Origin of the sequence: Vibrio sp. A11, from assembly GCF_013048705.1 — a bacterium.
Taxonomy (GTDB): Bacteria; Pseudomonadota; Gammaproteobacteria; order Enterobacterales; family Vibrionaceae; genus Vibrio; species Vibrio metschnikovii.
Genome location: NZ_VHSI01000004.1, coordinates 177,693 through 191,778 on the forward strand (window position 1 = coordinate 177,693; position 14,086 = coordinate 191,778).

Below are 14,086 nucleotides of genomic sequence, written 5' to 3' on the forward strand. Positions count from 1 at the left end.
GTGGTAACCTTGAGTTAAAGGCTCATTGATGTCTAAAAAAGCTGGATAACTCCAGCTTTTTTATTGGGTGATCCACGACTACCAATCGACGCCTTTTAGGGCTTTGACGCCTGAATCAAAAGCATGTTTGATGTTTTTGACTTCAGAGACGGTATCTGCGAGTTCGATAAGTGTTCGATGAGCGCCACGTCCCGTGATGATCACGGATTGCATAGGGGGGCGTTGTTGTAACGCTTCAACCACTTCATCAAGATCAAGATAGCCATAGCTCACCATATAAGTCAGCTCGTCAAACAGTAAGACATCTAAGGATTCATCGTTAAGCATGCGTCGACACTCTTGCCATACTTGTTGAGCGGCTTCGGTATCGGTTTGTTTATTTTGCGTATCCCAGGTAAAGCCTGTCGCCATGACTTGGAACTCGACACCAAGTTTTTCAAGTAAATTACGTTCCCCATTTTCCCATGTGCCTTTGATAAATTGTGCAACAGCACACTGTTTACCGTGGCCGACGGCGCGTGCAATGGTGCCAAAGCCTGATGTGCTTTTGCCTTTACCATTGCCAGTGATCACCAGCAATAAGCCTTTTTCTTGCTGAGCATTGGCAATCCGTGCATCAACCTGTTCTTTTACTTTTTGTTGGCGTTGTTGATGACGCTGTTGCTTGATGTTTTCACTAGACATTATGTTGAGCTCTTTTTAGAAAAATAATGAACCACATCATAGCGTAAGTCTTTCATCGCTTTCTACTGAAAGCATTCATCCTGTTCGTTACCGTGATAGTGGCTAATACAAAGAATTTTGAAATCGCTGGATGCTTTTGTAATTAACAAATTCATCGTTTTCATAAATAGTTGAGGAATTACAGAGTGTAAGAAGATTTTTTAAAATCAGTGGCAGAACGGGCTGAGGAGCACTATGGTAAAAAAGTAACAACAATAACGATTCAATGAACTCCTTTGCTTGCCAATCAAAGACTGAGGCTTTTGCCTCAGTCTTTCTCTTTGTGCTTAAACAGCATCGCTATACTAACGGTTTAATATTACTTAAGTTTAGAAAGCATAGCTGGCTTGCACACCGACTAACCATACGTGTCCGGTCACTTCTCCAGCAAACGCGCCGCCAATCGCTGCGGCTTGGTCGTCGGATCCATCGCGAGGCTCATACAGCGAAGCTTTTTTAGCAAAAATATAGGTAAAGCCAGCATCAAGGGTCAGTTGTTTCGTGGCTCGATAGCCCGCACCAATACTTAACCAAGTACGATCGGTTTCTGGAATGGTCGCTGTACGATATTTTGTACTTACTGCGGATAAGTCATAGGCAATGCCTGCACGTAGGGTCAAATCTTGATCCCAAGCGTAGCTGGTCCCTAATGCAAAACGGTAGTTATCTTTCCAGTTTTCTAACTTAATTAAGTCATTAGGAGTGCCATCATGAAAGTTAGCCACCAATTGATCAAAGCTACTCCAATCCGTCCAATTAATACTACTGTGCAATGCCCATTGTTCGGTTAATTGGTGAAAGCTAGCTAGCTCTGCCGTCGCTGGTAAAGTCACAGCGAGTTGCCCCGGTTTGTGTTTTCCGTATGGGATCCCTTCAGCATGACCATCAAAGTCCATCACGACTTGTGATTTATAGGTAAAAGCCACTCGATGATTTGGGTTGATTTGCCAAGCGGTACCAGCCTGCCAGCCCCAACTGGTATCGTCCCCTTCCATATACTTTAAAATAGTCCCTTGAGGTGCCTTTATTGGGTTTGTTCCATCCATTCCAACGATATTTTTTTCCGGCACACTGGCCCCAAAATGACCTTCACCGATCACATAGCGTACACCAGCCCCGACACTGACTGCGTCGGTCAGTTGATAGCCGAGGTTAACGTTCGCTTCGGCGGTGATGATTTTCGCCTGATCGCCAAAATGGCTAGCAGCAAAGTTAGGTAGCTCGGTTTCCATTCCATAATTGGTGCCGATAGCTAAACCTAAAAAGGTCCGGTCATTCAATTGATGAGAGAAATAAGCATTTGGGACGATAGCGTCATGGGCGAAATCTTTTGCCGTCGCGCTGGTTTGGCCCAAATTGGTATGAGTCACTGTGCCATTAACATCAATATTGGGGTTAACGTAAATCGCACCAGCAGAAAATTGCGTGCCAGGCAGGTAGGTTAACATCGCAGGGTTACGCCATTGTGAGCCAGCATTGTCAGCCATGGCTGCTTCACCCGCGTACGCTCGACCAAGGCCCGTCGCTGAGTATTCTGCTAGTTGAAATCCCGCTGCTTGAGCGTAGGTTGGTAGTCCCATTAAGCCGAACGCAACGGCTATCGATAACGTTTTTTGATTATTGTTCATGGTTATGTTCGCTGAAATGGTTAGTCAATAGTGGCGAAAAGTGTAAAGATAGCGAGTCGCCTTAACAAATAAAAACAATAAATCATCAATATTTAGAGTTTTATATCGATTTTCTATTATTAACTTACCTATTAATCTGGTTAGTGTTCTGGTGGGGTGAAAGTTCAGCGAACAGATGTAGGATGTAACTGCCCTTTTTAAGCACAGCTGTAAGCTTAAAAGAGCACATGTGAGGTGAATAAATAAAAAAAGGGCTGATGATTCAGCCCATTAAGATACGTGTTTGAATTAAGTTAAACTTAGAAGCTACGGCTATATTGTAAGCCGACTAAGATTGCATCTGCTTTGGTAGTCGCAGAAATTGTCGAAATAGTTTGGCCCGTTGTCGGATTGTTAATTGTTTCATCAACCTTTACATCTTTACCCATTAAGTAAGTAAAGCCAAAGTCAAAATTAGACTTGTCATCAATTTGATAGGTGAAGCCCGCTGATAACCATTGACGATCGGAATCCGGTACTGAAATTGAGGTGATTTTATCTTGCGCGCTGGTATCGTACATATAGCCGGCACGCAGTGTCCAATCGCGGTTTAGGAAGTAAGTACCGCCAATAGAGTAGTGCCAACCGTCTTTCCATTGATAATCTTTTTCATCGATATTTTGGTTCTTAAATTCCAAAGTATCAAAAGCACTCCAACCAATGTATTGCACACTATAGTGGACAGCAAAGGGGGTATTGTCTATGCGGTGGTAACCAGAAAACTCGGCCATATCTGGTAACGGTAACTTGATTTCTTTATCGCCATCTTTAGCTGTTATGGTTGGGCTATAACGATAAGAAAGACCAAAGCGGTTATTCTCATCCAATTCATAAACGGTACCGATATTAAAACCAACCCCGAAGCCATCTGCTTTATCTATGTCAACGATACTACGGCCATTTAGAGCATTTAACATACCTGTAGTTTGATCCACCACAGGGCCAGTGTAGATATCGTTACGAAATGAGCGCTTTAATGTTCCTTGACCGTAAATCAGATCAAGCCCTGCGCCAATACTCCATTGTGAGTCAATGCGATAGGAGCCGGAAACGCCAAAGTTGACGCTAAGAATTTCTGTTTCCCCTCCGAACTCACCACCAGCGTAGTTAGAGCCAAAATCGGTACGAGTGCCAAAGTTAGAATAGGCGTTTACCCCCCAAGCGAATTGCTCGTTGACTGGGACGATCAAATGAATATTAGGCGCAATGGAAGTACCACCAGCATCATCGTAATTAGCATCTCTGGATTGTGCAAATGGTGTACCTGGGAGCGATTGATAGGTTCCATTTTTAACACGTATATCAGTTATAATGGCTTCAAAACCGAGTGATAGCTCCATTTTGTCAAAGAGAGCCATCGCGGCAGGGTTACGTGACATTACGGCGGCGTTATCGGCAATTACGGCATCACCGGCAAACGCACGGCCAAGGCCTGTTGCTGATTGAGCGTTAAGCTGAAAGCCGGCGGCCATAGCTTGTTGAGTAGCGAGAGAGATGGTCACAGCAAGCAGTGACTTTTTAAACAGACGCGTCTTGTTCATGGTGCTTTTTCCTTGTTATATCGCCTCTAATGGGCGTTGTGTTGAGCAAAAGCTCAGTGGCTGGCTGATACTAGTCGCAAGTATAGGAGATAGAAATCCGACCATTGTCTAAGGCGCGATTAAATCTTTAAAATTGCTAGCAATTTGGCATTAAATTGTAAATAAAAAGTTAAAAGTAGAGTTTTGGCTCTATTAAAATGGCGCTTATTTGGCTGTTACTGCCTTGTGTTACACAAGGTGATAACTCGAAAAAAATTGATCTAGGACAATTTTTCGCCGGTATTGGTGGGCTAAACCAGCATAAACTTGATCTAATGCAAACTACGCTTTGTTTAAGTCGCTATATTACCTCTTGTCATCTCGTTAGCTCTAGTAGCTAACATGTTGAGCAAGATGACACTTCCTTTTGAAGGCTGACTTTACTTTCTCCTAATCAGGAAACTGATTATTTCAATTGGCTTAGGTTAATTGCTTTGTATAACATTCCAACCACACAGCTTTGTGTGGTTTTTTTTTGCTTGCTTTCGCTGCCGCAATCACGTTTATTTAAACAGTTGTTTGATTGATGTAACAATTTGATTACAATGCTTCTCAGGTCAGACCTCTTATTCTAAGGAGAAATAATGGGCAAGCAGGAAGTCAGAACACGCTCAGGAGAGCGTGTTGCTATTGTTGCAGGTATTCGTACCCCTTTTGCACGTCAAAGTACGGAGTTTGCGCAAGTACCCGCGATAGATTTAGGCAAGATGGTGGTTAATGAACTGCTCACTCGAACCGACATTGATCCACAACTCATCGAACAGTTGGTTTTTGGCCAAGTGGTTCAGATGCCAGAAGCACCCAATATTGCTCGGGAAATTGTGCTAGGCACGGGGATGAATATTCATACGGACGCTTACAGTGTGACGCGTGCTTGCGCAACCAGTTTTCAATCTGCGGTTAACGTCGCTGAAAGCATTATGGCTGGTACTATCGATATTGGCATCGCTGGTGGCGCGGATTCCTCTTCCGTTTTACCGATTGGCGTTTCTAAAAAACTGGCAGCAAGCTTATTAGCGCTCAGTAAAACGAAAACACTCAGCCAAAAATTCAACGTATTAAAGTCATTATCGGTTAAAGATTTAATGCCAGTTCCGCCTGCCGTTGCCGAATATTCGACAGGGTTATCGATGGGACAGACCGCCGAGCAAATGGCGAAGTCGCATGGTATCTCACGCGCGGATCAAGATGCTTTAGCGCATCGTTCTCACACCTTGGCTGCCCAAGCATGGAATGAAGGCAAGATAGCCGGTGAGGTGATGACCGCTTTCCCTGAGCCTTATAAAAAGTGGCTCGATAAAGACAATAATGTGCGTTTTGATTCTACTTTAGAAGGTTACGCTAAGCTTCGCCCCGCTTTTGATCGCCAATATGGCAGTGTGACCGCGGCTAACAGTACGCCGCTCACTGATGGTGCGGCGGCCATTCTGTTAATGCGTGAAGGGCGAGCCAAAGAGCTGGGCTTGGATATTCTTGGCTACATTCGCTCTTATGCATTTTCGGCGATTGGCGTTGAAAAAGATATGTTGATGGGGCCTTCCTTCGCGACGCCATTAGCGCTAGAGCGAGCTGGGATCGAACTGAAAGATTTAACATTAATCGATATGCACGAAGCGTTTGCGGCGCAGACCTTAGCCAATGTGAAAATGTTCGCTAGCGATAGTTTTGCTCAGCAATACTTGGGCCGCAGTAAAGCGATTGGTGAAATTGATATGGATAAATTCAATGTGCTTGGTGGTTCGATTGCTTATGGTCACCCTTTTGCGGCGACGGGAGCGCGAATGATCACGCAAACCTTGCGTGAATTACAACGTCGTGGTGGTGGGCTAGCATTGAATACTGCTTGTGCCGCTGGTGGCTTAGGTGCGGCAATGATTTTGGAGGTTGAATAATGAGCGAGGCAAAAGCATTTCACTTAACGATTGATGAGCAGCACATTGCTTGGCTCGCGATTGATGTTCCCGGTGAAAAAATGAACACTCTTCAGGCCGCATTTGCCGATGAGATGTTGGCGGTATTTAAGCAGCTTAATGAACAGAAAAAACAGCTTAAAGGCTTAGTCATCCATTCGTTAAAGCCAGATAACTTTATTGCCGGTGCGGATGTTCGAATGCTGGATGCCTGCACTTCTGCTCAAGAAGCACAGGCCTTAGCCACGCGAGGACAGCAGATGTTCCAACAGCTAGAAGACTTACCATTCCCTGTTGTGGCTGCGATTCATGGCCCTTGCTTAGGCGGAGGATTAGAGCTGGCACTGGCGTGTGATTATCGTGTGTGTACGGATGATGATAAAACACGTTTAGGTTTACCTGAGGTGATGTTGGGTTTACTGCCCGGATCGGGGGGAACGCAGCGTTTACCTCGTTTGATAGGTCTACTTCCTTCGTTAGATTTAATTTTGACCGGTAAACAACTGCGCGCTAAAAAGGCTTATAAACTAGGCGTCGTTGATGCTTGCGTGCCTCAGAGTGTCTTATTAGAAGTGGCGTTACGTTTTGTCGGTGACAATAGTAAGAAACGTCGCCAAGCTAAACCATCTTTAAAAGAAAAACTGCTTGCTAATACGGGCCTTGGCCGCAAAATTATTTTTGACCAAGCGAGCAAAAAAACCGAACAGAAAACGCGCGGCAATTATCCAGCGGCTAAGGCCATTTTAGAAGTCATTGAGCATGGACTGAATAAAGGGTTGAAAGCAGGTTTGGAGCAAGAAGCGAAACGCTTTGGTGAGTTGGTGATGACCAATGAATCTAAAGCATTACGTTCGATATTTTTTGCTACCACGGAAATGAAAAAAGAGCACGGTAGTGATGCTGAGCCTAAGTCAGTCAAACACGTTAGCGTGTTAGGTGGCGGCTTAATGGGGGCGGGGATCAGCCATGTTAGCGTGGCTAAAGCAAAACTGCCGGTCAGAATTAAAGATGTTTCTAACGACGGCATTCTTAATGCTTTGAGCTATAACTACGGTCTATTTGAGAAGCAGCGTAAACGCAAAATCATCAGTAAAGCGCAACTGCAAAATAGCATGATGCAATTGGCTGGTGGTACCGATTTTAGAGGTTTTCAGCAAACGGACGTGGTTATCGAAGCGGTCTTTGAAGATTTGGCGCTTAAACAGCAGATGGTGGCCGATGTCGAGCAACACGCTCAGCCTAGTACTATTTTTGCAACCAATACTTCTTCTTTACCGATTGGGCAGATTGCCGAAAAAGCCACTCGGCCAGAAAATATCGTCGGCCTACATTATTTTAGTCCGGTTGAAAAGATGCCATTAGTCGAAGTGATCCCACATAGCACGACGTCATCTGAAACGATAGCGACCGTGGTGGCGTTAGCGAAAAAACAGGGCAAAACCCCGATCGTAGTCAAAGATCGCGCTGGTTTTTATGTTAACCGTATTCTAGCTCCTTATATGAATGAAGCGGCTAATGTACTGATGGCTGGAGAAACGATAGAAAAAATCGATAAAGCGTTACTGAACTTTGGTTTCCCCGTTGGGCCAATTACGTTATTGGATGAAGTAGGGATCGATGTTGGCTCAAAAATTATGCCTATTTTGGTTAATGAGCTTGGGCCGCGTTTTAAGGGACCGGACGTATTTGAGGTTTTATTAAACGATAATCGTAAAGGACGAAAAACAGGCAAAGGCTTCTACAGTTACAAAAAAGGCAGCAAGAAAAAAGAGGTCGATAAGTCAGTTTACAAATTGTTGAATCTAACTCCAGAATCAAAGTGGGATGAGCAAGAGATTGCCATGCGTTGTGTGTTACCGATGCTCAATGAAGCGGTTCGTTGTTTGGATGAGGGGATTATCCACTCGCCACGTGACGGCGATATCGGGGCGATTTTTGGGATTGGTTTCCCTCCTTTCCTTGGTGGCCCTTTCCGCTATATGGATCAAATTGGTTTGGATAAACTGATTGAGCAAATGAAGCAACACGCTCAAAAATACGGTGACCATTTCGCACCGTGCGATGCGTTAATTACTCGAGCGAGTGTAGGTAAGCGTTTCTACTCATAAGCGATGCTCGATTAACAACTGAAAAAAGAGGAGAGTGGTCAATCGCCACTCTCCTCTTTATTTCTAACCATCGATCAGTGGATGTGATAAGCAATAACAAAATCAATAAATAGACGGACTTTTTCTGGTAAATGATCTTTATGATTGTACAGCATATAAATGTCTCGCGGGTTAGCACTCCAGTCGGGTAAGACGCGCACCAAACTACCATCTGCAAGAAATTCTTTTAACATCACATCAGGCATTAAAGTAATACCTAATCCATCCGAACAAGCGCTGCGCACCACGTTGAGGGTACTGGCTTGAAACCTTCCCACATCGTTATTGATGCACGTTTCCCCTTTATCATTACACAGTTGCCATTTGAGTAATGGATCGCCTTTCAATAGGGAATATTGGCTGAGTTGTTCAGCGTGAGTGGGTGTGGGATGTTTGGCTAGATAGAGAGGGCTGGCGACTAAAATGTCTTTAACTTCACTGATTTTTCTGGCGATCAAACTGGAATCACGTTGTGGCCCGACTCGGAAAATAACGTCCCATTCGGTAGGGTCGAGTTGAACGGCATGATTACTGGTCGTTAATTCAAGATTAATATCTGGATACTGATGCATAAAGGCGTTAAACATCGGCATCATCATCCGCTTGGTTAAATTCTCTGGTGCGGAAAGTCGAATTGTGCCTGATGCTCCACGACATTCATCAGTGATCGCTTCCGCCATGCTGGCTAAACGTTGTAGTAACGGTGAACAATCTCTGAAAAAACGTTCCCCAGCTTCAGTTAAAGTCAGCTTTCGAGCGTGCCGATTGAGCAATCTTAAATTTAAGGAATCCTCCAAAGCTTGAATGCGTCGGGTAATTGTCGCAACCGGGATCATGGTTTTACGCGAGGTCGCGGTATAGCTGCCGTGTTCAACAACCAGTCGAAAAAGGTTTAAGTCATCTAATTTCATTGTTCCTGACACATTATTTTACCGTTTTAGTTAATTTATACGGATATCAGCAAGTAAGGCTTGAGTCATATCAACTTGTAGAACGATTTGTCGACTCGCTCTATTTTTTTGTTCATCTAATGATAGATTGATTAGCGTTATGGTAACTAATTTTGTAAATTATCGTATTTATGCATGGTATCTGGCTGGTTATTTTTACCAGTAAAATCTCGTAAATCATACATATAGTATGTGATGCAGATAAAAAGTGGAATATTTGTATAAATGTCGTTTCAAGACTATTTTTAATGAGCAAGTACACGATGTTATTCGTAGGGTTTGGTAGAAGATGAATCAGGTAACGTCGGTGAGTCATGGCTAATCAATCAGGTAGCTTAAATGGGTGCTAGGTAGCCTGAGCATTGATGGAGATTGATGAGCTAATCATACGAATCGTGAGCACATAGTGGAGTAGGTGCTATGTATAAAGATTACATTAAAGCTAGGAATCTATCGGACGGTAATGCTGGCCAAGAGAAAATGATCATGCTGGTTGATGATGACCCTATTTTCAGGCGAGTGACCAGTGGTTATCTGGCCGCTAAAGGGTATAAAGTCGTTGAAGCTAAAGATGGCTTAGATGGATTGAAAAAGCTACGTTCAAACGAGCCAGATTTATTACTGTGCGACCTTTCTATGCCTGTATTAAACGGTATTGAGTTTGTTGAAGAGGTAAGTTTGGAGTATCCATCGTTGCCAATGATTGTCGTGTCAGCCACGGGAGAAATGTCGGATGTGGCCAAAGTGCTTCGCTATGGCATCAAAGATTTTTTACCCAAACCGATTGGTAATCATGAAAATCTCAGTTGCGCGATTGAAAATACATTAGAAGATGCGATGCATCATCTTAATGATCAACGTGACTTTTCGAGCCAGTGGTTTCGAGTCGACGGTGGCGGCGAGCTTCCTGAAGAGCAAGAGTTGCATTGGCATCTTGAGCATTTACGAGAAAACCCCAATACGGCCAGAGAGTTACTACAAGCACTGTTGCCCGATAATGACACTTCACAAGGTGCTTGGAAGTGCAGCTACCGATTATTACAGTCGACAGAAGCCATGCCATTAGTGTTTGATTACGCTTGGTTAATCAATGGACAGTTTGCTTTTTACATCGTTGATTCGTCGAGTGATCAGCAACTAGGGGTCGCGAGTACATTATTGATCCGCGCTTTATTTAATGACTATTTGCGTAACTTGCGTAGTTTCAGCGCTGATTTAAAAGATCTGGCCGAAATCTTTGAACGAGGTATCGAGTGCTCTGAAGGTGGCGTGCCTGTTTGTGCCTTATTTGGTATTGCTGATTTGACCGATAAGACTTTGTCCATTTTACCTGCGGGATTAGCATGCCATTGGTCTAATGGTTATCTCTCTCAGTCAATTGCTCCCGGTGTGAAATTAGGGGATAATTGCTTAAAGAACTTCATTACCAAAGACTTACCTATCCAAAGTGCTTGTCAAGTATCGATCAGTTGTCTTGGTTCCAGTAGTTTTACATTAGATATTTATCAAGGTAATAAGAGTTAACAGCCTCTACCGATGGTATATTCACTCAATGTTCAGCGAGGCCCATCATCAATATTCGTCATGTTTTACTCAATGTTGTTGGTGGCCTTAGCGTAGCACTTGGCCTTCTGGGTGTGGTATTACCCCTGCTGCCAACCACGCCATTTTTATTGCTCGCTAGCGCTTGTTTTGTGCGTAGTAGCCCTAGGTTTCACTTATGGTTACATCGGCATGCTACACTAGGGCCAATGTTACTTAATTGGCAACAGAATCGCGCCATCTCGAAACGAGTAAAATGGCGAGGTGCTTTATGCATGATGGCGAGCTTTGCTTTGTCTATTGCTATTGTTCCTCTAATGTGGTTAAAAATAATGCTTTTGGGATTATTAGTGATACTGCTTAGTTGGTTTCTTCGCTTACCTACGTATGAGTTGGTTGCTAACCAACAAGAAAATCACTAGCATTACTGGGAAGTGTGCCCGCTCTTCGAGTGGGCTTTTGCTTTTTAATCGACGTGCAGTTTGATGTGCACGTATAAATTCTCATTCTAGATCATGGTGATATTTATCATGGTCAATCAATCGAAGTTAATGTAGCTATGACAACCGAAACTCTTACTCTTATCAAATCTAGCATTAAAACCATTGCTGACTATCCAAAGCCAGGGATTCTCTTTCGCGATGTCACCAGTTTGTTGGAAGACGCTGTCGCTTATCAAGCCACCATTCGTTTGTTGGTTGAAAAATATCAAGCCATGGGGTTCAACAAAGTGGTGGGTACGGAAGCGCGTGGATTTTTGTTTGGAGCGCCATTGGCTTTAGAGCTTGGGGTAGGGTTTGTTCCTGTTCGTAAACCTGGAAAGCTGCCGCGTAAAACGCTCGCCCAATCGTACGATTTAGAATATGGCACGGATACGTTAGAAATTCACGTCGATGCCATCAAACCAGGCGATAAAGTGTTAGTTGTCGACGATTTACTGGCTACTGGTGGCACGATTGAGGCGACAACACAGCTTATTCGTCAATTAGGTGGTGTTGTTCAACACGCTGCATTTGTGATTAACCTGCCGGAAATCGGTGGTGATAAACGTCTTGAAGCTTTAGGGTTAGATGTGTACAGCATTTGTGAGTTTGACGGTCACTAAATATCCATAACGGAAGGTTTCATGAGTTATCTTGCTTTAGCACGAAAATGGCGTCCTAACACATTTAAAGCGGTGGTAGGGCAAGCTCACGTATTAACCGCTTTAGAAAATGCACTAACGCAGAATCGTTTGCATCATGCGTATTTATTTAGTGGTACTCGTGGCGTGGGAAAAACCACGATTGGGCGTTTATTTGCCAAGGGCTTAAACTGTGAAACAGGCATTACCGCTACCCCTTGCGGTCAATGTGCGACCTGCAAAGAGATCGATCAGGGGCGTTTTGTTGATTTATTAGAAATTGACGCCGCATCGCGCACCAAAGTTGAAGATACTCGTGAGCTGCTTGATAACGTCCAATACAAGCCGGCGCGCGGACGCTTTAAAGTCTACTTGATCGATGAAGTTCATATGCTTTCTCGGCATAGCTTTAATGCTTTGCTGAAGACATTAGAAGAGCCACCAGAGTACGTCAAATTTTTGCTGGCGACGACGGATCCACAGAAATTACCGGTTACGATTTTATCACGCTGTCTACAATTTCATCTTAAGCCGATCAGTGTTGAGAATATTCGGCAACAGCTTGAACATGTATTGCAAGCCGAAAATGTAAACAGCGATAGTAAGTCACTCGCCATGATCGCGCATGCCGCGGATGGCAGTATGCGCGATGCGTTAAGTTTAACCGATCAGGCTATTGCGCTCGGTAACGGTGTTATCGAACACAGCGTGGTTTCGCATATGCTCGGTACACTGGATACCGATCAAGCATTGCATTTATTACAAGCGATCAGTAGCCAGCAACCGCAGAGCATGATGGCGTGTATTGAACAATTAGCCAGTAATGGGGTTGAATGGGATGGATTGCTCCAGCAATTAGCAACCCAGTTGCATCGTATTGCTATGTGCCAAGCCTTACCCAGTAGCGTTGATAAAGCTCAGCCTGATGCCGATGCTATTGAACATTTAGCTAAAATACTAGCCCCACAAGACGTGCAACTCTATTATCAAATTGTATTAAAAGGGCGGGCGGATCTTCCGTTGGCTCCAACGGCGCGAATTGGTATTGAAATGGTTGCACTACGTATGATGGCGTTTCGACCAACGTCGGTTACGGTGAGTCATAGCTTAGTAATGCCAACCGCCGAACCGGTTTCTGATAACACAGCTCAGCGTTCGGTTGCTCAAATGCAGGGTCCAGTGACTGCACCGGCAACATCACCTCAACCTCAGGTAGTGAATGTTCAACCCGCGATGAAAGAGCCAGAGCCGCCAGTTGTTCAGCCAGAGACGCGAGCACAAGAACAAGCGGTTGTTGTTCCACCTGTCGCCGGGTTACGTCATCAGTTGCGCTCTCAGCGGCAAGGGCTGACTCCGAAAAGTACGCCAGTAAAAAAGCCTGATGCGGTATCTGCAAAGCCGACTTCGATTTTAGATCGTGTAGCACAGCGAGCTCAATCGACTTCAACGCCGATACCGCCGAATGAGTCTTTGATATCTCATCAAGAGCCAACCGAGCAAGAGTCCGTTTATCAATGGCGGCCATCAACCAGTACGGTAGAGAGTGCCAGTCAATCCACTCACAATGAATTGACGCCCACACAAATCAAGCGAGCGTTAGAGCACGAAAAAACACCAGAGATGATCGAGAAATTGATCATTGAAGCCGCGGAGCAGGACTCATGGGCCAAGCTGATCTCTCAGTTAGAGACTGCTAAATTAGTGGAACAACTTGCCTTGAATTCAACATTTCATAAGCAGGGAACCCATATTGAGCTGACGCTTCGTCCTTCTCATGCTCATTTGAATACCGATAAGGCTCAGAGTGAACTTTTACAAGCCCTCAATGACCAATTACAAGAAGAGTGTCATTTAAGTATTCATATTGGTGAATCCGGTGAAACACCGCTTGAGCTGAGAGAACGTCTTTATCAAGCAAAGCTCACTCAGGCGCTAGAAAGTTTGAAACAAGATACCAATGTACAATTTATTGAGCGACGTTTTCATGCTCAGCTTGATCATGACAGCGTGAGGCCAGTTTAACCAGTGGGGTTGAGATTTTCTATTTTCACCCCCACTTATCGTAGAACAATTGAATAAAACCAGAGAGATAATCTATGTTTGGTAAAGGCGGTATGGGCAACTTAATGAAACAAGCCCAGCAAATGCAAGATCGTATGCAAAAGCTACAAGAAGAAATCGCTAGTATGGAAGTGGTCGGTGAATCTGGCGCTGGATTAGTAAAAGTGACCATTACTGGCAGTCATAACGTACGTCGCGTTGAGATTGATCAAAGTTTAATGGAAGATGACAAAGAGATGCTGGAAGATTTGATTGCAGCTGCGTTCAATGATGCCGCTCGTCGTGTGGAAGAAACACAAAAAGATAAAATGGCCGCTGTCACTGGGGGTATGCAATTACCACCAGGTATGAAAATGCCATTCTAATCAATAAGTAGGTTAGTA

General features: G+C 44.2%; 11 protein-coding genes. 7 read left to right on the forward strand and 4 right to left on the reverse strand.

Features of this window, described 5'->3' with window-relative positions; genetic code table 11:
• Nucleotides 1-78: 78 nt before the first annotated feature.
• The 3 genes from cobO to FKQ60_RS06360 all read right to left on the reverse strand — a co-directional run bounded on the left by cobO (nucleotide 79) and on the right by FKQ60_RS06360 (nucleotide 3,931).
• Complete coding sequence (cobO, locus tag FKQ60_RS06350; protein WP_004394889.1) at nucleotides 79-684, reverse strand: cob(I)yrinic acid a,c-diamide adenosyltransferase; 606 nt, start codon at nucleotides 682-684, stop codon at nucleotides 79-81.
• A 368-nt stretch (nucleotides 685-1,052) separates the two neighbouring features.
• Nucleotides 1,053-2,351: an outer membrane protein transport protein gene (locus FKQ60_RS06355; RefSeq protein ID WP_154170607.1), complete on the reverse strand. Its 1,299-nt coding sequence runs from the start codon at nucleotides 2,349-2,351 to the stop codon at nucleotides 1,053-1,055.
• A 299-nt stretch (nucleotides 2,352-2,650) separates the two neighbouring features.
• Nucleotides 2,651-3,931 carry an outer membrane protein transport protein gene (locus FKQ60_RS06360; RefSeq protein WP_170904347.1) on the reverse strand — a complete coding sequence of 427 codons (1,281 nt, stop codon included), beginning with the start codon at nucleotides 3,929-3,931 and terminating at the stop codon, nucleotides 2,651-2,653.
• Between the two features lie 623 nt (nucleotides 3,932-4,554).
• Between FKQ60_RS06360 and fadI the strand changes: the two genes are divergently transcribed.
• Complete coding sequence (fadI, locus tag FKQ60_RS06365) at nucleotides 4,555-5,862, forward strand: acetyl-CoA C-acyltransferase FadI (protein ID WP_161426565.1); 1,308 nt, start codon at nucleotides 4,555-4,557, stop codon at nucleotides 5,860-5,862.
• Nucleotides 5,862-7,988 carry a fatty acid oxidation complex subunit alpha FadJ gene (gene fadJ, locus FKQ60_RS06370; protein ID WP_170904348.1) on the forward strand — a complete coding sequence of 709 codons (2,127 nt, stop codon included), beginning with the start codon at nucleotides 5,862-5,864 and terminating at the stop codon, nucleotides 7,986-7,988. The genes fadI and fadJ overlap by 1 nt, the downstream gene beginning before the upstream one ends.
• Nucleotides 7,989-8,062: 74 nt before the next feature.
• On the opposite strand, the gene FKQ60_RS06375 is transcribed toward fadJ, so the two are convergent.
• The gene (locus FKQ60_RS06375; protein ID WP_004394894.1) at nucleotides 8,063-8,938 is read right to left on the reverse strand and encodes a LysR family transcriptional regulator; all 876 of its coding nucleotides are present in this window, start codon (nucleotides 8,936-8,938) and stop codon (nucleotides 8,063-8,065) included.
• A gap of 459 nt (nucleotides 8,939-9,397) precedes the next feature.
• On the opposite strand from FKQ60_RS06375, the gene FKQ60_RS06380 reads away from it, so the two are divergent.
• From FKQ60_RS06380 to FKQ60_RS06400, 5 genes are all read left to right on the forward strand, one after another.
• Complete coding sequence (locus tag FKQ60_RS06380; RefSeq protein WP_154170611.1) at nucleotides 9,398-10,501, forward strand: response regulator; 1,104 nt, start codon at nucleotides 9,398-9,400, stop codon at nucleotides 10,499-10,501.
• Nucleotides 10,502-10,545: 44 nt separating this feature from the next.
• Nucleotides 10,546-10,941: a YbaN family protein gene (locus FKQ60_RS06385; protein ID WP_170904357.1), complete on the forward strand. Its 396-nt coding sequence runs from the start codon at nucleotides 10,546-10,548 to the stop codon at nucleotides 10,939-10,941.
• 137 nt (nucleotides 10,942-11,078) lie between these two features.
• Nucleotides 11,079-11,624 (forward strand): adenine phosphoribosyltransferase, encoded by a 546-nt coding sequence (gene apt, locus FKQ60_RS06390; protein WP_170904349.1) that lies wholly within the window; start codon nucleotides 11,079-11,081, stop codon nucleotides 11,622-11,624.
• A gap of 21 nt (nucleotides 11,625-11,645) precedes the next feature.
• Nucleotides 11,646-13,664, forward strand: coding sequence for a DNA polymerase III subunit gamma/tau (gene dnaX, locus FKQ60_RS06395; protein ID WP_170904350.1), 2,019 nt, complete (start codon nucleotides 11,646-11,648; stop codon nucleotides 13,662-13,664).
• A 74-nt stretch (nucleotides 13,665-13,738) separates the two neighbouring features.
• Nucleotides 13,739-14,068, forward strand: coding sequence for a YbaB/EbfC family nucleoid-associated protein (locus tag FKQ60_RS06400; protein ID WP_170904351.1), 330 nt, complete (start codon nucleotides 13,739-13,741; stop codon nucleotides 14,066-14,068).
• Nucleotides 14,069-14,086: the final 18 nt, after the last annotated feature.

What these genes read in the sequence shown, in the direction of transcription:
- cobO (WP_004394889.1), bottom strand. Translation starts at nt 684, where the DNA reads ATGTCTAGTGAAAACATCAAGCAACAGCGTCATCAACAACGCCAACAA.
- FKQ60_RS06355 (WP_154170607.1), bottom strand. Translation starts at nt 2,351, where the DNA reads ATGAACAATAATCAAAAAACGTTATCGATAGCCGTTGCGTTCGGCTTA.
- FKQ60_RS06360 (WP_170904347.1), bottom strand. Translation starts at nt 3,931, where the DNA reads ATGAACAAGACGCGTCTGTTTAAAAAGTCACTGCTTGCTGTGACCATC.
- fadI (WP_161426565.1), top strand. Translation starts at nt 4,555, where the DNA reads ATGGGCAAGCAGGAAGTCAGAACACGCTCAGGAGAGCGTGTTGCTATT.
- fadJ (WP_170904348.1), top strand. Translation starts at nt 5,862, where the DNA reads ATGAGCGAGGCAAAAGCATTTCACTTAACGATTGATGAGCAGCACATT.
- FKQ60_RS06375 (WP_004394894.1), bottom strand. Translation starts at nt 8,938, where the DNA reads ATGAAATTAGATGACTTAAACCTTTTTCGACTGGTTGTTGAACACGGC.
- FKQ60_RS06380 (WP_154170611.1), top strand. Translation starts at nt 9,398, where the DNA reads ATGTATAAAGATTACATTAAAGCTAGGAATCTATCGGACGGTAATGCT.
- apt (WP_170904349.1), top strand. Translation starts at nt 11,079, where the DNA reads ATGACAACCGAAACTCTTACTCTTATCAAATCTAGCATTAAAACCATT.
- dnaX (WP_170904350.1), top strand. Translation starts at nt 11,646, where the DNA reads ATGAGTTATCTTGCTTTAGCACGAAAATGGCGTCCTAACACATTTAAA.
- FKQ60_RS06400 (WP_170904351.1), top strand. Translation starts at nt 13,739, where the DNA reads ATGTTTGGTAAAGGCGGTATGGGCAACTTAATGAAACAAGCCCAGCAA.